11 protein-coding genes are annotated in these 21,752 nt (G+C 44.9%); 10 read left to right on the forward strand and 1 reads right to left on the reverse strand.

What is annotated here, in order from left to right; genetic code table 11:
* The first annotated feature begins 1 nt into the window (after position 1).
* The 10 genes from MHB37_RS02295 (at position 2) to MHB37_RS02340 (ending at position 15,006) form a co-directional block, all read left to right on the forward strand.
* Positions 2-1,021: a LacI family DNA-binding transcriptional regulator gene (locus tag MHB37_RS02295; protein WP_405168895.1), complete on the forward strand. Its 1,020-nt coding sequence runs from the start codon at positions 2-4 to the stop codon at positions 1,019-1,021.
* Between the two features lie 394 nt (positions 1,022-1,415).
* Positions 1,416-2,753, forward strand: coding sequence for a glycoside hydrolase family 30 protein (locus MHB37_RS02300; protein WP_405168896.1), 1,338 nt, complete (start codon positions 1,416-1,418; stop codon positions 2,751-2,753).
* Positions 2,754-2,781: 28 nt separating this feature from the next.
* Positions 2,782-6,009 carry a cellobiose phosphorylase gene (locus MHB37_RS02305; protein ID WP_405168897.1) on the forward strand — a complete coding sequence of 1,076 codons (3,228 nt, stop codon included), beginning with the start codon at positions 2,782-2,784 and terminating at the stop codon, positions 6,007-6,009.
* Between the two features lie 173 nt (positions 6,010-6,182).
* On the forward strand, positions 6,183-7,172 hold the full coding sequence (locus MHB37_RS02310; RefSeq protein WP_036682605.1) for a sugar ABC transporter permease: 990 nt from the start codon (positions 6,183-6,185) through the stop codon (positions 7,170-7,172).
* A gap of 17 nt (positions 7,173-7,189) precedes the next feature.
* A complete protein-coding gene (locus MHB37_RS02315; RefSeq protein WP_036682603.1) occupies positions 7,190-8,080 on the forward strand; it encodes a carbohydrate ABC transporter permease in 891 nt (296 codons plus the stop codon).
* A 92-nt stretch (positions 8,081-8,172) separates the two neighbouring features.
* Positions 8,173-9,867 carry an extracellular solute-binding protein gene (locus MHB37_RS02320; RefSeq protein WP_036682600.1) on the forward strand — a complete coding sequence of 565 codons (1,695 nt, stop codon included), beginning with the start codon at positions 8,173-8,175 and terminating at the stop codon, positions 9,865-9,867.
* A 118-nt stretch (positions 9,868-9,985) separates the two neighbouring features.
* The gene (locus MHB37_RS02325; protein ID WP_340011852.1) at positions 9,986-11,896 is read left to right on the forward strand and encodes a histidine kinase; all 1,911 of its coding nucleotides are present in this window, start codon (positions 9,986-9,988) and stop codon (positions 11,894-11,896) included.
* Entirely contained in the window at positions 11,893-13,452 is a 1,560-nt protein-coding gene (locus tag MHB37_RS02330; protein WP_405168898.1) for a response regulator, read from the forward strand. The genes MHB37_RS02325 and MHB37_RS02330 overlap by 4 nt, the downstream gene beginning before the upstream one ends.
* Before the next feature lie 73 nt (positions 13,453-13,525).
* Positions 13,526-14,329, forward strand: a complete 804-nt coding sequence (locus tag MHB37_RS02335) for an aminoglycoside N(3)-acetyltransferase (protein ID WP_036682594.1) — start codon at positions 13,526-13,528, stop codon at positions 14,327-14,329.
* A gap of 38 nt (positions 14,330-14,367) precedes the next feature.
* On the forward strand, positions 14,368-15,006 hold the full coding sequence (locus MHB37_RS02340) for a histidine phosphatase family protein (protein ID WP_036682592.1): 639 nt from the start codon (positions 14,368-14,370) through the stop codon (positions 15,004-15,006).
* Between the two features lie 106 nt (positions 15,007-15,112).
* Here MHB37_RS02340 and MHB37_RS02345 read toward each other — a convergent pair whose 3' ends face one another.
* The gene (locus tag MHB37_RS02345) at positions 15,113-21,409 is read right to left on the reverse strand and encodes a 5'-nucleotidase C-terminal domain-containing protein (RefSeq protein ID WP_405168899.1); all 6,297 of its coding nucleotides are present in this window, start codon (positions 21,407-21,409) and stop codon (positions 15,113-15,115) included.
* Between the last annotated feature and the right edge of the window lie 343 nt (positions 21,410-21,752).

The raw sequence follows: 21,752 nt of genomic DNA on the forward strand, positions 1-21,752 counted from the left end.
ATTGACAACTATATACGATATTGCCAAAAGAACCGGTTACTCTCCTACAACGGTATCCAAGGCGTTTAATAATTATTCCGATGTACGGGAGAAGACTCGCCAGGAAATTTTCCGGGTTGCCCAAGAAATGGGATATTTGCCGAATTCCCATGCCCGTACACTGACTACTAAGAAATCATGGACCATCGGTGTATTATTTGTAGAGAATACGGGATTTGGTATTCGCCATCCCTTTTTTAGCGCTGTGATTGAGAGCTTTAAGAAGGTTGCTGTGGATAAGGGGTATGCCCTCATGTTTATTTCCAAGGATGTTGGGGGTAAACAAAGCGGGTATTTGGAGAATTGCCGAATCCGTGGTGTAGATGGTGTTGTCGTTTTCTTGTCTGATTACGAGGACCCCTATTTCCGTGAGCTGCTAGAGAGTGATATTCCTACTGTGATTCTGGATTTTGAGACTAACCAGTCGCATACGGTATGTTCGGATAATACGGCTGGAGCTCAGCTTGCGATAGAGTATTTAATTTCTTTGGGTCATCGCAAGATTGCTCATATTTCCGGGGGGATGAACACTTTTCCCGGTAAAACTCGGGAGTTAGGGTATAAGAACGCTATGAAGCAGCAGGGGCTTGAAGTGCCGGCGTCCTATGTTGTGAATGGAGCTTTTTATTCTCGTGAAAGTGGTTATAACGCGATGCTGGAGCTTCTTAAGCTGCCTGATCGGCCAACCGCTGTTTTTGCTTCGGGTGACATGTTAGCTTTAGGGGCTATTATGGCGGCAAAAGATAGTGGACTTTCCGTCCCGCTGGACCTTTCAGTTGTGGGATACGATGATATTGATCTAGCTGAGTATGTTACACCTGCATTGACAACCATTCGTCAGGATACGGCACTTTTAGGAAGCCGGGCAGCGGACATTCTTTTAGCATCGATTGAAGGGAAACAGTTGGATAAGGAAGCGGTTTTAGTTCCGGTAGAAGTGATCGAACGGGAATCCTGTGCACCTCCGGCTAGCGGGAATTAGGGCTGTATCAAATTCCATAACTACAGAGAGCGGGCTGCTATCCACAGGATAAATCTTGACGTAGAGAAAAGAGTCCTGATAAAGTAGAGGACATCATAGCTTGAATTTTTTCTATGCGGTATTTGCTACAGCGTATTCAGAGGAATAGGGCTATAATGGGCATATTGTTATGCCGCTTTTTACCTGCTCTCGTTAGATCATTTTTTTTCGTTATAATCGAAACCGGTTTCGATTATAGGTTTCGAATTGAGATGAAATCAAAATTTACCGAGGGCTTCCTTGAATTTTCTCAAACGTTTCAGTGGCCCATCGCTCCGAACCCTAACATCGGATGGTGATCCAGTAAAGGCAGTGCTTGTTGTTAGTAACAAAACAATTAGAGGAGATGGATGAAATGGCAAAAGTTCAAACTGTAGTAACTGCAAAAGATACAGGGGAACGCTTAACTCCGAAAGAGGCAATTGTTTTTAGCACAAGAGTAGATTCTGGATCTGCCGATGTAGAGCTTAGGCCAGAGCAGGAGTTCCAAAAGATGATCGGATTTGGCGGCGCTTTCACAGAAGCTGCGGCCTATACGTTGTCACGGCTCAGTCCTGAGAAACGGGCAGAGGTTATTCACCGCTATTTTCATCCGGTAGAGGGATTAGGCTATAACATGGGTCGTGTTCATATCCATAGCTGTGACTTTGCTCTTGGAAATTATACTTATGTCGCTGATCATGATACGGAGCTGGCTACCTTTGATATCTCTCATGATCATAAGTGGGTGCTTCCGCTGATTAAGGATGCAATGCAGGTAAAAGGCGGACCGTTCACGATGTTGGCGTCTCCTTGGAGCCCTCCGGCATGGATGAAAACAAATGGTGAAATGAATAATGGAGGATCACTCAAGCCAGAATACGCTGAAGTTTGGGCACGCTATTATACCAAATTTATCGAAGCTTATGGGAAGGAAGGCGTACCTATTTGGGCGGTTTCCGTGCAAAATGAGCCGGCTGCTGTTCAAGTCTGGGATTCTTGCATTTATAGTGCGGAAGAGGAACGCGATTTTGTTAAAAATCATCTCGGTCCAGTGATGCAGCAGGCAGGCCATTCCGATGTGAACATTGTCATCTGGGATCATAACCGCGATATTATGGTCGAACGTGCTTCGGTCGTGTTGTCTGATCCTGAAGCTGCACAATATGTGTGGGGTACAGGCATCCACTGGTATGGTGGTGAGGAGTTCGACAAGGTAGAGAAGGTACATGATCTATTTCCTGACAAACATCTATTGTTCACTGAGGGCTGTCAAGAGGGCGGCGTCAAGCTTGGCGAATGGTTTACAGGTGAACGTTACGGCAGAAATATGATTGGGGATCTCAATGCATGGACAGAAGGGTACCTGGACTGGAACCTGGTACTGGATGAGACCGGCGGGCCCAATCATGTAGGGAATCTCTGTGATGCCCCAATTATTGCAGATACAACAACAGACGAATTGCACTATAACAGCTCTTATTATTATATCGGGCATTTCAGTAAATTTATCGCGCCAGGTGCGGTACGGATTGGCTTTACTTCTGAAGCGGAAGGAATCCTATCCACAGCATTCCGTAATCCGGACGGCAGCATTGCTGTCATATTGATGAATGAGAGCGAAGAAGTTCGCACAGTAACCCTGGGAATTGGCGATGAGATTGCCAACTGCGAGCTATCCCCTCATTCTATCGTAACGCATCTGATTTCATAAATAAGTAACAGTTTAGGAGGACATTAACGTGAGTAATTATTATTTCCAATCAGGTAACTTTGTAATGGAGCAGTTTGATACAGGAAAGCCTTTCTCTAGTTTCCTGCCAGGTCTTGCAGGTCTTAAGGGAATTCCAATGTGGACTTTTTATGTAAACCGGGGGCAAGCGATTTGCAGCTTTGGGGTACGCGACAAGAACTCGCCAATCATGGAATTCTCTCCAGCAAATATCTCTTATAAAGACGTAGGAACCACCGGATTCCGAACCTTTATTAAAATAAAAGGCGAGCAAGAGATTTATGAGCCATTTCAATCGGCACGTCCAGATTCTGCCGCCAAGCGGATCATGACCATTTTGCCTAACGGACTGACCCTTGAAGAAAGCCATGCCGGGCATGGGCTGAAGACGACTGTACACTATTTCAATCTGCCTAATGATGATTATGCCGCGTTGGTACGTCGGGTGGAGATTGAGAATATCGGTGGCAAAGAGATTGAGCTGGAGCTGATGGATGGTCTGCCTGAGATTTTGCCTTACGGAGTAGAAAACAGCGGCTACAAGGAGATTGGTAACCTGCTGCGCAGCTGGATGGACGTATACAATCTGGAGAACGGTATTCCGTTCTATAAGCTGCGTTCCAGCACCAATGATAGTGCACAGGTTAGCGAAATCACAAATGGACATTTCTATCTGTCGTTTACTGGAGATGGAGAAAAAGTCGCGCCAATCGTTGATTTCGAACTTATTTTCGGCGGCAATACCTCTCTTACTTACCCAGACCGCTTTGCGGGATTAACGCTTTCGGAGCTGAGTGAGCTTCCACAATATCCAGTCAATAAGGTTCCTTGCGGCTTCAGTGGTGTGGCTAGACGTTTGGCACCCGGCAGCAGCTTGACCCTGAATACTTTGGTTGGGCATGTAAATGACATCGACAAAATCAATAAAAAGGCGGAGCAGTTATGCCGGGATGAATATATCCTGTCCAAATCCAAGGAAGCCGCAGGTCTGACAGAGCAATTAACAGAAGACATTGCCACGCACACTTCATCGGCTGTGTTTGATGCTTATTGCCGTCAGTCCTATCTCGATAACTTCCTGCGCGGAGGCTATCCTTTTATTTTTGACAATGGCGGAGATGGCTTTGTAGTTCATTTATATTCCCGCAAGCATGGCGATTTGGAGCGCGACTATAACTTCTTCTCACTTGCCCCAGAATACTATTCACAGGGGAATGGTAACTTCCGCGACATGAATCAGAACCGCCGGAATGATGTGTTTTTTAATCCGAAGGTGGGCAGCTTCAACATCAAAATGTTCTATAGCTTGATTCAAGCAGATGGCTACAATCCACTAAGTGTTCAAGGAACAACCTTTGAAGTGAAGCCAGACAGCAAAGCGAAGGCTGCGGAATGGATCGGAGAAGCGGCTGCGGATCATCAAGCTGAGCTTGTTAAGCTATGCAACAGCCGGTTCACCCCAGGCAGCCTGATCAATTACATTGCGGATCAAAACGTTACGCTGAAGGTTAGTGAGCAGGAGTTTCTGTCGGGTCTGCTGGCTCTTTCACAGCAAAACATTGAGGCTGCTTTTGGCGAAGGCTTCTGGTCTGATCACTGGACATATAATTTGGATCTCGTAGTAGGTTATTTGGACATTTTCCCTGACAAGAAGCAGGAGCTTTTATTTGGGGATAGTACTTATGCGTTCTATGACAGCCCAGCATATGTGCTGCCCCGTAGTGAGAAGTATGTAATTAGTGACGGAAAAGCCCGGCAATATGGCGCCCTCCTTGAGGATGAGGAGAAGCTGCATAAGCTGAAATGGAAAGCTGGAGATACCCATTGGCTGCGTACCAAAGGTGGGCAAGGTGCTATTTACCACACCAATCTGTTCGTGAAGATGTTGTCTCTTGCTTTGAATAAATTTGCTACGCTTGACCCTTACGGCATGGGTGTGGAGATGGAAGGCAACAAGCCGGGCTGGAACGATGCTATGAACGGTCTGCCGGGATTGTTTGGCTCCGGAATGAGTGAGACATTTGAGCTGAAGCGTACTGTAGTCTTTTTGCTGGATGTGCTGAACGGTGCTGAGAATGTACAGGGAGCTGTAAAGCTGCCAGAAGAAATCGCGGAGCTGCTTGAAGCGGTATATCACGCGGTAACTGCTGTCCTAGCAGGAGAAGTGGAACAATTCAACTATTGGGATACAGTAGCTTCAGCCCGTGAAGCTTATAGAGCAAGTATCCGGTTTGGCATTACTGGTGCTGAAACTGAAGTAACCTTGGAACACATCCGCGAAGCCCTTTCCAAGTTCCAGGTTAAAATTGATGAGGGGATCAACAAGGCGGTAGAAATGGGCAATGGACTTACCCCAACCTATTTCCGTTTTGAAGCGGAGAAATTCCATCAGGTAACAGATGCTGAGGGTCAGCCAGTCATTAGCGGATACGGATTGTCAAAGGCTGTGGTAGAGGAGTTTAAGGCTTATGCCTTGCCTTATTTCCTTGAAGGACCTACCCGCTGGTTGAAGACGATGAAGAATCCGGTGCAGGCAAAAGAAATCTATAATCTGATTAAGCAAACAGAGCTGTATGATCAGGCAACATCTATGTATCAGACCTCTGTTAGTCTAGATGGTGAATCGCATGAAATCGGACGGATGAGAGCCTTCACACCAGGCTGGCTAGAACGGGAGTCTAACTTCCTGCACATGTCCTATAAGTATTTGCTTGAGCTGCTGAAGGGCGGGCTGTATGAGGAATTCTACGGCGAGCTGAAGACGTCGCTGGTGCCATTCCTTGATCCTGCTGTTTATGGACGCAGTACACTGGAGAATTCATCATTTATCGCAACTGGAGGCAATCCTGATCCAAATAACCATGGTAGGGGGTTCGTAGCGAGACTTAGTGGATCGACCGCGGAATTCTTAAGCATGTGGAGAACAATGATGGCTGGAAGCCATGTTTTCAGAATGGAGGATGGAGCGCTTACGCTGTCTCTCGATCCGGTATTGCCAGGATGGCTGTTTGATGAAGAGGGCAAACTGTCTTTCACTTTCCTAGGGAATACGGAGGTAATCTATTCTAATCCAAAACGTGAAAATACCTTTGGCGAGAAGAAGGTTAGCATTCAATCTTTGATGCTTGTATACCGCAATGGAACTGTGACTAAAATATCTGGAGCGTTCGTGCGCGGTGCAGAGGCAGAGGCTCTGCGGCGTGGAGAAATCGTGCAAATTCAAGCAGTATTAGCATAAAAATAGAGGGGCGAGCTGCGGCTCGCCCTTAAATTTTCACTCAATCCGAAAAATGGTACCTATAATCCGAAATTCAAAGCCTTACGGAGACAGGCAAAAGCAAATACAATGGATACATAACCATTGTAAGCGCTTTAGATTAAATACAGATATAGAGCCTGGAGGTCCAAAGGATGGAGAACAAAAAAAGCATGGAAGTAAGCTCAGCGATGAAGCCGTTAATTCCTGGCAATTTCGAAACCGGTAAAGTAAATCGGAGCCCGCTTTGGAAGAGGTTCATTGCCCAGCGTCATTTGCAGACAATGGCTCTACTCGGCATTGCGTGGATGATAATCTTTAACTACATTCCCATGTATGGAATTATCATTGCTTTTAAAGATTACAACATCGTTAAAACGATTGCAGAAGCCCCATGGGTGGGACTTACACATTTCAAAGAGTTCATGGATGATGACAATCTCTCGAATGTAATTAAAAATACGCTCGGCATCAGCTTGTTTAAGCTAATTATCGGATTTCCATTGCCAATAATATTTGCTCTATTTCTGAATGAAGTTCGTTCAATGAAATTCAAGAAGACCATACAGACGATTTCGTATTTGCCCCACTTTCTCTCATGGGTGGTACTCGGAGGGATTTTGGCTACATGGCTTGCTGATGTAGGAATTATCAATAACATTTTGCTAGCGCTTCATCTGATTGATCAGCCAATTACATACTTGGCTGAGCCTGGTTACTTCTGGACAATTATTATCTCCTCTGATATCTGGAAAGAACTTGGATGGTCAGCGATTATCTATTTAGCAGCAATTTCCGGTGTATCTCCTGAAATGTACGAGGCGGCGACAATCGACGGCGCGGGCAGATTTCAGAAGATGTGGTATGTTACCTTGCCGGCGATTAAATCGACAATCAGCATTCTCTTCATTCTCGCGGTCAGCGGAGTGCTGAACTCCAACTTTGATCAGATTCTGGTCCTGCGCAACTCACTGAATGATAGTGCAAGTAATGTAATTGATTACTATGTGTACTATACAGGGATTCTCTCAGGCCGCTTCTCTTACTCAACTGCAGTTGGATTGTTAAAATCGGTTATCGCTCTAATATTGCTGCTGATTGCCAACCAAGTATCTAAAAAAATCAACGATACATCGTTGTTCTAGGATAAGGAGGACCATATATGTTTGCACTTAAGCGTAAAACCAAGGGCGAGGCCCTGTTCGATATCATCAATAACCTCATCATGTTATGTATCTGCTTCATAACGCTTTACCCGATCTGGTACGTATTGGTTAACGCCTTCAATAACGGTAATGACGCCATGCGGGGAGGAATCTACTGGTGGCCGCGGATGTTCAGCTTTGAGAATTTCGAGGCCGTGTTTGCCAGCCCCGGCATCATGCAGGCGATGTGGGTTACTGTCGCCAAAACACTTTTGGGTACTGTACTGCATGTATTTTTCACAGCGATGGTAGCTTATGCATTCTCCAGAAAAAACCTCATTGGCGGTAAGTTCTACATGCTGATGGGTACAGTGACTCTCTTTTTTGGCGGGGGACTCATTCCTACTTTCCTGCTGATGAAGGACCTTCACCTATTGGAGAATTTCCTAGTCTATATTATTCCGGTTATGTTTAGCTTCTTTGATCTTATTATCTTCATGACCTTCTTCCGGGAGATTCCCGATGGGCTGGAAGAAGCGGCACGGATTGACGGTGCTAATGATTGGTCCATCTTTCTAAGAATCGTACTTCCAGTATCCATGCCTGTAATTGCTACCATTGCGCTGTTCCATGGCGTGTATCAGTGGAATGATTACTTCACGGGTATGATCTATATCAATAATACTGATCTGCAGCCGATTCAGACGTATTTGTTCCGGGTCGTCGCACAATCGAGCTCTAGTCAAATGATGGTCGCTGTACAAGGCAGCAGCGTTACGAGAAGCGTAACGTCACAGTCCATTAAGCTGGCGACGATGGTAGTGACCACACTGCCGATAGTATTCGTGTATCCGTTCCTGCAGCGTTATTTCGTTAAAGGGATGATGATCGGCTCCATTAAGGGCTGATGTCTAGCAGTGATAACTCCTCCGGTTGCCTACAGCTGTAGGCACTGGGGTTGAGCTTATAATTAACATTCATAGAAAAGGGGTAAACAAGCATGGGCATGAAACGTAAGCCAAAAGCAATGGGAGTTCTGCTTCTCGCAATAATGATGTCATTGTCAGCCGCAGGCTGCTCCAGCGGGAATAATGCTGGCAAGAATGCCGAAGGTAATGCTAACAGCGCTAAAGCTACTAATACGGAGGCAAGTGCTGAACCGACTGCTGCTGCATTATCAGCAGATGAACCGGGATGGAAGATTGATACTTCACCCATTACATTTGACTGGTACCTGAACTTCTCATGGTTCCCTAATAAATGGGGCGTGGACCCAACCTCCCAATATGTAACTAAGAAGACCGGAGTTGATATTAATTTCATCGTTCCGGCTGGTAACGAGAATGAGAAGCTTAACACGCTGATTGCATCCGGTAAATTGCCTGATTTCATCACTTTGGGCTTCTGGGAAGATGCGATTAAGAAAATGGTCGAAGGTGAACTTGTTCTTCCATTGAACAAACTTGCTGATGAATATGATCCGTACTTCTTTAAAGTATCCGATGCTGATAAGCTGGGCTGGTATACACAAGAAGACGGCAATGTGTATGGCTATCCTAACTCTTCTTCCTCTCCTGCCGACTATGAGAAATATGGAGAAAATTACGTATCCAACCAAGTATTCGCTGTCCGCAAGGATATGTATGAAGCTATTGGAAGTCCAGATATGCGCACACCAGAAGGTTTCTTGAATGCGCTTAAATTAGCGAAAGAGAAATTCCCTGACGTAAATGGACAGCCGCTTATTCCACTTGGTTTGCATGAATTTACCGAGAACGGTAACGATTCTTTGGAAGGTTACCTGCAGAACTTCTTGGCAATCCCAAGAGAAAAAGATGGCAAGGTATATGCTCGTGAAACCGATCCTGAATATATCCGCTGGATGAAGGCACTTCGTCAAGCGAATCAAGACGGTCTGCTGGCTAAAGATATCTTTATCGACAAACGCCCACAAATGGAAGAAAAAATTGCCCAAGGCCGTTATTTCGCAATGCTGTATCAACGTACAGACTTTGCAGCACAACTAGGAACAATTTACCAACAGGATCCAACTAAAACGTATATCGCTGTTGACGGACCTTCCAATACGAACTTGGATAAACCAACCCTTGATGGCCCTGGTATCTCCGGTTGGACGGTAACACTGATCTCCAAAGATGTTAAGGATAAAGCACGTGCTATTCGCTTCCTCAGCTACTTGAACAGTGAAGAAGGCAACAAAGACTTGTTCTTAGGCGAAAAAGGTGTCAGCTACGATACGATTGATGGAAAAGATCAATTTAAACCAGAAGTGTTTGATTTGATGAATAAAGACCGTTCGACGTTTGATAAGCAAATCGGATCTTCCTTTACATTCTGGATGCTGCAAAATACGAATATCACAGACCAATGGGCTCCTAAATCGGTAGAACCATTTAAGCAATTGGAAGATTGGACTAGAGGTAAATCCATAGGCTCCTCGGAGTTCCAACAAATCGAACCAACAGGAAACTCTCCTGAAGGTATCATCGCTTCGAAGCTGAAACAGCTGCGCGGTAAAACTATGCCGAAATTGCTCATGGCTTCCTCCGATGCGGAATTCGATAAGATTTGGAATGAGTATTTAGAGAAGAGAAAGAAGGAAGGCGAAGATGTATTTGATGCCTACCAACAAAAGAAATATGAAGAGAATAAAGTGAAGCTGTCCATAAAATAAAAAGTATGACCCAAAATGCCCGCTAACTGCGGGCTTTTGGGTTATTTTCGAATTATAATAAGGAATAGATATTAAGTATTTGAATATTCACTATTTTAGCGAGGTGGACAGGACAGAAGTGTATAAAGTGAATAGGCGAGATCGAACCAGAGCATTATGGCATTCTTTTAGTTATTGGTGGGGGCGAAGATCACTTCAGAGCCGTTTAATTGCAGCTTATGTTTTTATTGTTTTAGGCCCGTGTATGCTGGTTTCTGTCTACTCCTATAAAGCCATTAATAATACCTATCTCCGCGATGCCGTCGAGAAAAATGATTATTTGTCGCAAATGGAGAAGCTGCATATTCATAATCAGATCGAAGCGATGGAACGGGCGGCGCAAATGGCTTATTCTGATGCCGAAGTAGAAAAATTCTTAGCGAATGAAACCGAACCGCAGCTAGTAGATTTGGTTGATTTTAATACAAATGCTTATGTGAATATGACTCGTATTCAATTTAATAATCCGAATATTGAGCATTTAAGGCTGTATTCGAGAAGTAATAAGGTGCATGAAATTTGGCCGATTATCTTTCGCGAAGAGCGGGTTTCTTCCACCCCATGGTTTCAGAAAGCGCTTCAATTGAAGGGGCAGGAATACTGGTCTTTTCAGAAAAATGATCCGGATTTGATGCAGAGATACTCGGGAGCACCGACGGAGAGTCTGCCAAAGGTTTCTTTGCTGCGTGAGAAGAGTCGGCCAGCAGACAATCATATCGGCATGGTGCAGGTGGATATGCTGCTTAGTCGGTTTACACCCAAGACGTATACAGATGTACGGGATAATCAGACCCAGATGTTCCTTGTGGATAGTGAGCTGCAGCTTTTCACAAGGCCGGACAATTCTTTTTTGCAGGATAATCTAGAGATGGCTGATATGATTGCAGAACGGTATAAGCAGTTCCGGGAAACTGGCGAATGGGACAGTAATTACTCGGAGAATGGTAAATCGTTTTTGTTAATTAACACTCCGCTAGAACGAATTGATGCTTATTTGTTAAATGTAGTGTCAATGGAGGGAGTGATGAAGGATATCTCCCGCACGCGCAACTTAATCATTGGAGCCAATGTTGGTTTTATTACTTTACTAACGCTGATCGCTTATGTGACAAATGCCTTTATTCTAAAAAATCTGCGTAGATTGACCGAAACGATGAAAAAAGTGCGTAGAGGTGAAGCGTACACTGGAATAATGATCCGTGGTGGAGGGGAAGTCGGTGAGCTTGCCCATCATTTCTCCAAGCTGATGAACACCATCAATACGTTGGTGGCTCAGGCAGTGAGCAAGCAGGCGTTGTCTAAAGAGGCTGAGCTGCGTACGCTGCATAACCAGATTGACGCACATTTTTTATATAATACGCTGGAAAATATAAAAATGCTGGCTGAAATTGAGAACCAGCGAACGATCTCGGACGCACTGACCTCGCTGGGTGGGATGATGCGCTATAATTTTAAATGGTCCGGAGAGTATGTGAAGCTGCGGGATGAAGTCCGCCACATTGAAAATTACATTGAAGTGATGAATATTCGTTTTGAATATCCGGTTAAGTTAGTGCTTCATATTGAACCTCGATATTTGGAGCTGGAGGTGCTGAAAATGTCACTGCAGCCTATTGTAGAGAACAGTGTTAAGCATGCTTGGTGCGACGAGAAAGAGAATTTACAGGACCCGAACATTCATATTCATATTTCGGAAACGGAAGGTGATATTTGCATAGAGCTTCGTGATAATGGCATCGGCTTAACTCCAGAGCGTTTGGTTGCTTTGAACGAGGCGATTTATGCGAAAGATGAGCGCCGTGAGAGTGCTTCAGAACAGAGGGATGTTGACCGCCGAACAGGTGGTATTGGACTGAGAAATGTACATCAGCGACTGCAAATCTTTTATGGTGATGAATATGGGCTTGTAGTACAGAGTGAAGCAGGGAGTTGGACGATGGTACGTCTGACCTTGCCGAAAGTTCTTTTGACAGGAGAAAAACAACTATGAAGAAGCTACTGATCATTGATGATGAAAAGAATATCCGTTACGGTCTCAAGACTATGATAGAAAGAGAATTTCCGTCCGTGTATACCATCACAATGGCGAGTAATGGCGCAGAGGGTTTCGAGATATTTAAGACCGAAGGTGCAGATATTATTATTACAGATATACGTATGCCAGTGATGGATGGAATTACACTGTTGGAGCAGATATCTAAGGTAACAAGTGGTGAGAAAAGCCCAGCAGTGCTCATCTTAAGCGGTTATGATGATTTCGAATATGCCAAAAGCGCGATTCGTTATCGCGTGAAGGATTACTTGCTGAAGCCGATTCGCCGAGATGAGTTGTTCGAAATTTTGAAGAATATCGATAAGGAACAGGAAGAACAGGATCTCAGCGCAAGGCAGCTGGAACAGGAAACGGAACACTTCCGCAGGGAACTGCGGTCCAGTCGTTTACGGGGACTGCTAATGCAGCAGGAGGTTCCGCTGGAGCGTGAGCAGCAAGAGTGGCTAAGTGATCTGCAAGCACCTTTTACAGTTGGTGTGTTGAATTACTATTACAATGACGGAACAAGAATGAAGTCGGGGGATGTTCAAGGACTGGCGGAACGATTGATCGGACCGCTTGAAAAGTTTTTCTCGGAAATCACAACGGATTGGGATGGCAAATTAGTCTTGATCGGGAGCAGAAAACAGGATTTTATAGAGCTATTCAGACAAGCTGAAGCTAAGGAAATAAAGGGATTATCGATTGGAATTAGCAGCGAAGGAGGAAGTCTTGAGGACCTCCGTTCCTGTTATAAGGAAGCATGCCGGGCACTGCAATATACTTTTTTATATCCGCAAGTGAGTTTGTTGGATTATGGGGATGTTGGTCAGGGACGGTCTAACTTTCCGTTACCTAAGGAAGAGCTTCGCAAGATGCTCAATATGCTGGGAACAGAACGCGAGAAGGAGATGAAGCATCTTCTATCTGTGATTTTTCAAATTGAGCATTTGAAGGAACTGGACCTAGCTTATCTGGAGTCCGTGGGACAGAATGTAAACGAACTGGTGTTGGATGAAGTGTTTCGGGTACATGGCGAAGCCTCGGTAGAGGTATTGAAGCTGTATCGTACGGTAGGCAATATGTACAACTATCGTCATTTCCACGAATATTATCGTGCGCTGGAGAACTTACTCTTGAGTGTGAATGAATACATTGTAGGCGTAAGGTCCGCGCATACCGAGCATGCGGATATGGAAGAGGCACTGAGCTATATTGAAGCCAACTACGCCCGTCCACTGAATATGGCTATGGTCAGCAATCATGTATCCTTGAATTATTCTTATTTTAGCGAAGCCTTTAAGGCATATACCGGTGAGAATTTTGTTATTTATTTAAAAAAGGTCCGCATCCGTCATGCTAAAGAGCTATTGGCAAAAGGCTGCAGTAAGCTCGCAACAGTCTCAGAAGAGGTAGGCTTCGAGAACAGTAAACAATTTGCCCGTGTTTTTAAAGAGCTGGAGGGGATTTCCCCAGGTGATTATAGAGCGAAAATAGTATCCGAAGAGTGTTGAGGCTATTGAAGATGCATTTAGAAGCGGCCCTCCTATATAATGGATTTGAGAAGATTCATTGGAGGAATGAAGGGTGGAAGAAATACAAGGCAATTTGATTACGGTTCAGACATTAGCAGCGGATTTTCGTCGACTGGGCGTTAAGGCGGGCATGACGATTTTATTGCATTCTTCTTTTAAATCGTTAGGCCAATGGGTAGCCGGGGGCCCGGTCGCTGTTATTTTGGCATTGGAGGAGGTCCTCGGAGAATCTGGCACGCTGGTAATGCCTACTCATTCAAGTGACCTAACTGATCCCGCAGGCTGGAGCAACCCACCGGTGCCGGAGGCGTGGTGGCAGAGTATCCGCGAGCAGATGCCGGCTTATGATCCAGACCTGACCCAGCTTAGAGGAATGGGGGTTATTCCGGACTGCTTCCGTAAACAAAAAGGAGTAAAACGCAGTGACCATCCGATTCATTCGTTTGCCGCTTGGGGCAAGCATAGAGACGAAATTATGTATGGTCATTCGCTTGAAATGGGTTTGGGGGAAGATTCTCCGCTGGCTCGGATTTACGATTTGGGCGGACATGTACTGTTGCTGGGTGTTGGCAATCTTAATAATACTTCCCTGCATCTTGCCGAATGCCGCGCATCTTATGCTGGCAAGAAGGAAACCCTTGGCGGGGCGCCCATTATGGTGGATGGAGTTAGGCAGTGGGTGGAATTTAAGGAGCTGGATTGGGATTCTGACGATTTCGTTCAGCTGGCAGATCAGTTTGGACAAGAGACGGGACTTATTACATATGGACAGGTTGCTTCCGCAACCGCTCAATTGATTCCGCAACGGGAAATCGTAGATTATGCAGTGAACTGGATGGAACAGAACAGGAAGTAAAACCTCATTGGATAGGGGAAACGGAAGGAGAAGCTGGCATGAGTACAACAACGATATTTTTAACCCGGCATGGTCAGACGGAATGGAACGTGCAGCATCGGATGCAGGGACATATGGATTCTGAACTGACGGCTCTTGGTGTGCAACAGGCAGAATGGCTGAGCCGGGGAATGCGCACTGAACAGCTGGATGTCATCTATGCAAGCCCCAGCCCAAGGGCGCTGCGCACAGCTGAGATTATTCGTGGAGAGCGGAGTACTCCGCTTAAGACCTCTGAGGCGTTCAAAGAGATTGGCATGGGTGTGTGGGAAGGCCGTGATTCTACTGAGCTGGAGAGCGAGTATTCGGAGCAGCATCGCAATTTCTGGCAAGACCCTGAGCAGTTTAAAGTGGAGGGTAGTGAGACCTTCGCAGAGGTGCAGGCACGGGCGCTGGGTAAGCTTCAGGAAATTCTCGTTGACCATCAAGGTGAGACCATTCTTATTGTCACACATACAGTAGTGATTAAGCTGTTAATGGCCTATTTTGAGGGCAGAGCGCTGCCTAAGCTCTGGGATCTGCCTTACATTTATCCGACCTGCTTATGCAGGGTTGATTTTACGGATGGTGTGCCGGAAATCCTGCTGCATGGGGATACGAGCCATTACGAAGAGAGTGAAGCTGGGATGGAATCATAACACTTCCTACAGATCAGATTGGGTTTATAAAAAAAGGCGGTTCCTCGGGTGCATTACGCACTCGGGAAACCGCCTTTTTGTCTTCAGAGCTGGAGATCAGCTTTTGCTAGTTGATAAATTGGAGAGATTTCAATGTCTTCTCCAGCATCGTAACCGCTTCGGCACGAGTTGCTAGCTTCTGTGGAGCAAAGGAACCGTCTGTTGCTCCTTGGATAATTCCCTCAGCAGCGATTTCTGCTACTGCTGCTTGAGACCAAGCAGGAATGCTTGCTGCGTCACTGAATTTAGCCAGTGCCGCAGGATCGGCATTTAAGGTTTTACCTGTGTACTTGATGGCTTTCGCTAATACCGAGGCCATTTCCTGACGAGTGATTGGGCTACCCGGCTTAAAGCTGCCATCGGTATAACCGGAAATCAATCCGGCTTCTGCTGCGGTGCGTATAGCATCAGCATACCAAGCACTTGAGTTTACATCTTTAAATGTGGTCTCACCATTAGCTGTCGCAAGTCCCAGAGAACGCGTAATTAATGCGGCGAACTCAGCACGTGTGATCGACTGTGAAGGAGAGAACGTATCGTTGCTTGTTCCGCTGACAATTAGTTTGGTAGCTAATAGATCAATGGATGATTTAGCCCAGTGTCCGTTAATATCTGCGAACGTTTTGGAAGACTTAACAACGGTGTAGTAGCTGTTGCTGTTCCGTTTAATCGTAACGTCCGTTGTTCCATCTGTTTTAGGAACAAAGATAGCAGGCACGAAGGAGATCTTACCTGAAGCAGGATCGAAGACTACTGCCGTTGCGTTATTTGAATTTAAGACGGCAGGTACATTGATCGTGCGCTTCACGTAAGTGCTGCCGAAATTGTTCAGCGGCACACTCTTAGTTCCGGCTTGCGCTGAAACGCTGAATTCGATTACTGGAGCAGCTAAAGTAGCATTACCTAGCTGTGAGGCTATAGCTTGGTTTGTGCTGCTTAGTGTTCCCGAATTCGCTACTTGAATGGATACCGTAATTGTAAAGTCGCTGGTGCTTAATTGAGCGGCAAGTGCTGCGCTGTTTACAACACGGAGTGGCAAGGAATAAGAAGCACCATCCGTAGTAAAGGTAAGAACTGTGTTAGGTTGTGCTGCTGCTTGTTTTACAAGCACACTGCCTGGAAGCACTACTTGAGCGCCGCCTGTAGTGGCTTTAACCGGAATAACCAGCTCTTGGCTACCCGTTGGCAGTTCAGCAAGTTGTTTGGTTAGATCAGCAGCATCAATTGTTGTTACTTGTGCTGAAGCAATTGGAGCCACAGTTGGAGCAACAGTTGGTGATGGTGTAGCTGTTGGTACTGTTGGAGCCGATGTTGGTACTGATGTTGGTACTGAAGTTGGTACTGAAGTTGGATCTGGTGTTGGTACTGGTGTTGGGTCTGGTGTCGGAGTTGGATTTGTCTCCGGCAGTGGTGCACCTTTCAGATCAACAATCCGGCCTTCAACGGCGGAAGTGTTCGCAGTGACCGTTCCAACCTTCTGCAGATACTTCGTAAATACATCAAAGTCCGGTAGGTACAGCAGATTCACGCGGCCTTCTTTATAAGCCTTTTCAAGTGAAGTATAGAAATCTCCACCCTTAGCTGTGAAAGCATTAGTAGCTACTTCATAAGATGCTTTTAGATCTAGAGGAACGTATTTCTCCCCGTTTTTCACTTCAATACGCAATACACGTTCGTTCACAGGTTTCGTAGAGTCGTAATAGAATTTCAACCCTGCAACGTGTGGGAAACGTCCGTCTGCTGCCGGCGTTTTGGAAACCCCGTTCTCCATAGCATCCTTAATTTCTTGTCCAGTCAAAGTGATCGTAACCAGATCGTTGTTGAATGGAAGTACGCCGAGTACTTCGCCTTGTGTGATCGGTCCTTCGTTGATGGATTCGCGAATACCGCCGCCGTTTTGCAAGGCGATTACGGCATTAGTGCCCGCTTTTTGAGCTGCATAAAGCATGCCATCGGCAATCAGGTTACCAAGATTAGTTTCCTTTGTGCGCACATTATCACGAACTCCGTTTAGAACAACCTCTGAATTTCCTACTACCTCATTGGTTAGTTCTTGAATACCCGGCTTATACTCGGTATCCAGGATCTTTTTAGCTTCAGGATCCTCTGCGATAACGTAGTTAGTACCGTTTTTAGCATCGATGGAGATTAATTGGTCTTTCCAATCGGTCAGTACGCCATCTTTGTTAAATTTAACTTCAAGTTGGCCAAGGAAAAGACCTTTTTCACCAGTTTGTACAATTAGCTTCGGTGCTTTTGGATCGGTGTTATCAACAACGGCTTGATTCAGTTGCGTGTGGCTGTGACCCCCAACGATAATATCAATGCCGTTAACGGCTTTGGCTAGCTTGAGATCTTCTTCATAGCCAAGGTGAGAGAGAACAATGATCTTGTTAACTTTCTCTTTTTCAAGCATAGCGACCGTTGCTTCCGCTTTAGCGAAGGCATTCTCAAAGGTCACTTTACCTGGTGAAGCAATGTTCGCCGTATCTTCTGTCGTCAGACCCATGATACCGACCTGTTGGCCGTCTACTTCTTTGATCAGCGCAGGGTAGATGGTTCCAGCATTACCTGACCGGCCGATTTCATTGGTGAACATTTTACTAAGAATATCATCCGCTGAGAAGTTCACATTGGAGGAGACAAATGGGAACTTTGCGTTGCCGATGAATTTGGACAGTACATCTGAATCTTTATCAAACTCATGATTACCGAAAGTCATAGCATCATATTTAACCAGATTCATAAAGGCCAGATCTGCTTGACCCAGATACTTATTGAAGTAAAGCGTTCCGGAGAACACATCACCTGCGTCTACAAGAATAGGATTCTCTGTAGTCGCCTTGGCATCTTTGATTGCTGTTACACGGCGCAAGATGTTGTTTGGTGAGCTGACAGTATCTAATCCTGCATGTGTATCATTGGTGTGCAGAATGGTTAGTGGGAAGTCTTCAGCAGTATTAAAATCAATCTGTGCCAAAACCGCATCATGATCGGATACCCGACCGTTCGATGGTGAGAAGTCGGCATTTAGATGAACGACATCTACTTTAGAAGAAGCCGTTAGATTTTTACTGACAAGAATATGATCTAGCACTTGAGAGTTTCCGTCATAGGTGTACGTATACTGCTCATTTAAAGGCAATGTATCGATCAAATTATCTAGTTCTGTACCTTTTAAGAGGGTTGCAGTTTTAGTAAATTGGAAATCATTCAAATCGCCAAGAGCTACGATGTTGGCTTTAGGATTTGCAGTCAGAACCTCTTTGACAAATCCGTTTACGACCGCCGCGATTTTATGGCGTTGTGTTTCACTGGACAATACAGGGGGCTGAACGTTTCCGAAAGGACCGGTATCGCCGCCTTTTGAATTGAAATGGTTAGCGATCACAATTACTGTTTCGCCACCGAATACGAACTGTGCAGCAAGGGGTTTACGTGAACTTGCAAAGGCAGAGTTTGTTGGATCAATTCGTCCTGGATTGTAGGTCAATTGATCTGCCGCTGCGTTATATCCAACGGATTGTGTAGCTGTACCTTTTTGTCCGCTCACACTGTCCGCAAGCTGTACTCTTGCTGGATTGTACAGGAATCCTACGCGAATGTTTCCGCCTGGGGCACCGCCATCCATATTGTTCTCCGGAGCGATATCTGTGTATTTATATACAGGACCGCCAGCGGTTTCAATAGCCTTAATCAATTCGGCTGCACTTGCTTCAGTGATACCATTATTGGCTTCACCATTGCTGTCCTGCATTTCGACAACGCCGATAATGTCAGGTTTTTTCATATTGTTTGTGATGGAGTCGGCTAGTTTCTGGATTTTTGTTGCTCCGACACCCGGGTAGAAGTTTTCAATGTTGTACGATGCGATCAACAACTTACTATCATTGACTTCAAGAGTAGTTGTTTCTTGCTTAAAGGTACTTGGAGTGATGGCTGGAAGCTTACCGTTTTCCGGAATCACTTTGAAGTTACCGTTGTTGTATCCGATGACGCCAGTTACATCTCCCGCGAACTTATCTCCGGTGATGACTTCTTGACCCGGATTTCCGTAAGCAATGATGAGGCGCTGAGGATTGTATTGGTTGTATTCTTTGAGAACTAATCCACCAGCTGGTGTGATGACATCAGGTGTTTCATTTTCTACTCTTGTAGGGATGTTATACAGCATGGAATTTCCGCTACCACTTGTCCAGTAAGGACTGATAATCGTAGGGGTAGGGAGCTTGACGAGCATACCTTCTAACGATTCGTAGAAATCAATTGCATCTTCATTAGGCTCAAAATCAGCCATGCTGTCATTGTCAATTATGGAAGACGGAATGGCTCTCCCGCCTTTACCAAGTACGACAGGCTCCGGCACAGTATAACTTGAAGAGGAGTCTACTTTTATTGAAGTCATAGTAATTTGAGTAGAGGTTAAATTACTTGCGTTACCTTCGTTGTATTCGGAAACAGCTCCACTAACTTGGACTAAATCTCCAATTTGAGGCTTAAGGGATGAATTAGTGCTGTATACAAAAATACCTTCCGAAGTGTTTACATTATCGTCTGGCTGAGGGTCTTGCATAAAGAAACCTCTATAAGCGCCAGTGGCGAAGGTGTACCCATATTGGGTAACGATGCCTTCTACATCGGAAACGTTCTGACCTGCATACTCAGAAGTATGAGATTCTCCTTGAATATCATGTATACGAGGGAGTTCAGATGCTTTATATGCAAAGGTATACACCTTACTTGTCTTGCCATCAGCTACGACAATTGCATGGATGGTAAGATCTTGATTAACTGTAATCGGATCTGAATAAAGCTTACTTGCTGTTGTTGGTTCAGTTCCGTTGGTCGTGTAGTAAATCTGTGCTCCAAGAGTAGGGCTGGATAGGGTCACAGAACTTCCTTTGATGATGCGACCTGCGCCAGGGCTGGCCATAACGGAAAAAGTTTCTTCCACCAAAGCATTTTCATTAAGTGGAATGAATTGATAAGTCGTACTATATTGCTCGATAACCCCAGTGATATTGTCAAAGGTTTTACCCTTAACTAGTTTAGGCAGGGTTGAAAAAATTGTGAATTGTTGTCCACCTTGGCTAGCAGTCACCGTGCTGCCATTTACATTGTCTATGGTCACATTATTCATAGTTACCAGCTGAGCTTCGTGGCTTTCGCCGTTCGCGGCAGACAAGTCGGTTGCTGTAATCAATTTTGGTGCAGGCACCCCAACATTTTGTGCAGCTACATTGTATTGAAGTCCACTTTGGAATTTGATTTCTTGCAGGTTGCTGTAGATATCCATTGTGCCGCTTACTTCAACACGATCTCCAACGTTTGCGAACTCTGGGAAACCATAAAGTACGATCCCGCCGGATTCATCCTGAATATACATTTTTGCTGCATTAATGTGAGTTACGATACCTTCTGTTAAAATATTCTGACCTTTACTAGCAAGGCGTGCTGTTGCAACATCTGTTTTGGCCAGAATAGTGTAATCAAAAGTCGATATAGGGCTGTCTGGCATATTTGGTTCTGAAGCATACGCTTTAATCGTAGTGTCCTCAGTTAAGGTAATAGGCCCTGTGTAAGGTTGGAAATTAGTTGAACCACCTGATCCATAAACAGCTGCATAGACGGATGCTCCAACCGTTGGAGAATTCAAAGATATTTCTGTACCAGCCGGCCAGGCATTAGGGGCTGGTAAAGCTACTGCGGAACTAGCAGTTTCCGGTAATTCAGGTAACGTACCGTAGGTGCTGTTCCGTGGACTTGGTGCTTGGACAACAAAATCCGTAGAGTTGTTATCCGTATCTAGACCGCGGCTATCAGCCGGTGCACCAGCCGCAGCTTTACGGATAGCGGCTGTCGTATTGGAGAGAGCAGCGGTCGCACTTCCCTCGACATTTGTAGCTGTTCCGTAGCCAACTAAATCAATTGTTGTACCTGATTTATCAACGAGGTCGACTTTGCCGTTTGTACCACTCATAGCAAGGATTCCCTTGCTAACATCAGGAGTAGGCAAGTCGGTAGTTCCTCCCGTTCCAGCGGCCTCCTCAATAAGGAAGTATCCATTTGCCGGGATGGTTCCATTTAAGTCTGTTCCGCTACTAAAGGTTCCGGCAGCTGAGGTATAGCGAACTTTCCATCCAGTCAAATCTACTGGATGATTTGTAGGATTGTATAATTCAATAAAATCATTTTTAAGTTCCGCTCCGCCGTTTCCACCACCACCATAGACCTGCGAGATAACAATATTGCTATTATCCGGTGCTGCCTCGGCAGTCTGGACAGCTGGTAACACACTGCCGGCAACCATTAACATTGCCAGTCCAGTAGCGAACCATTTCCTTACTCTTGAAGAAATAATCATTTGGATAAGTCATTCTCCCCTCGAATCTTTTATTTACAACCTATTAAATCTTAGCATTCAAATGTAAAATGAAAGGTTGTCTTTCATGAATATAAATTAAAGTTTGCATCATTTAAATCTAAAAATTGAAATGTTGTGATTTTAGTATAAAAACAGTGCATAAATACAATATTAATTATAAATTTAGTATTTTTATGGTTAATAGATCACCGATATTTTAATTTTATGTTATATATATTGTTGAATTTATTATGGATTGCGACAAATTTATTCTAGAGTTTTGTTAATTTTTACATAGGGAAAACAATAGTGATTAGAATTATATAGAATGTATCGGAACAAA

This window comes from Paenibacillus sp. FSL H3-0286 (genome assembly GCF_045040705.1).
GTDB lineage: Bacteria > Bacillota > Bacilli > Paenibacillales > Paenibacillaceae > Paenibacillus_AQ > Paenibacillus_AQ odorifer.

Bases quoted from the DNA above. Each gene is read 5' to 3' on its own strand.
- MHB37_RS02300 (WP_405168896.1), top strand. From the start codon at position 1,416: ATGGCAAAAGTTCAAACTGTAGTAACTGCAAAAGATACAGGGGAACGC.
- MHB37_RS02310 (WP_036682605.1), top strand. From the start codon at position 6,183: ATGGAGAACAAAAAAAGCATGGAAGTAAGCTCAGCGATGAAGCCGTTA.
- MHB37_RS02315 (WP_036682603.1), top strand. From the start codon at position 7,190: ATGTTTGCACTTAAGCGTAAAACCAAGGGCGAGGCCCTGTTCGATATC.
- MHB37_RS02320 (WP_036682600.1), top strand. From the start codon at position 8,173: ATGGGCATGAAACGTAAGCCAAAAGCAATGGGAGTTCTGCTTCTCGCA.
- MHB37_RS02330 (WP_405168898.1), top strand. From the start codon at position 11,893: ATGAAGAAGCTACTGATCATTGATGATGAAAAGAATATCCGTTACGGT.
- MHB37_RS02340 (WP_036682592.1), top strand. From the start codon at position 14,368: ATGAGTACAACAACGATATTTTTAACCCGGCATGGTCAGACGGAATGG.
- MHB37_RS02345 (WP_405168899.1), bottom strand. From the start codon at position 21,409: ATGATTATTTCTTCAAGAGTAAGGAAATGGTTCGCTACTGGACTGGCA.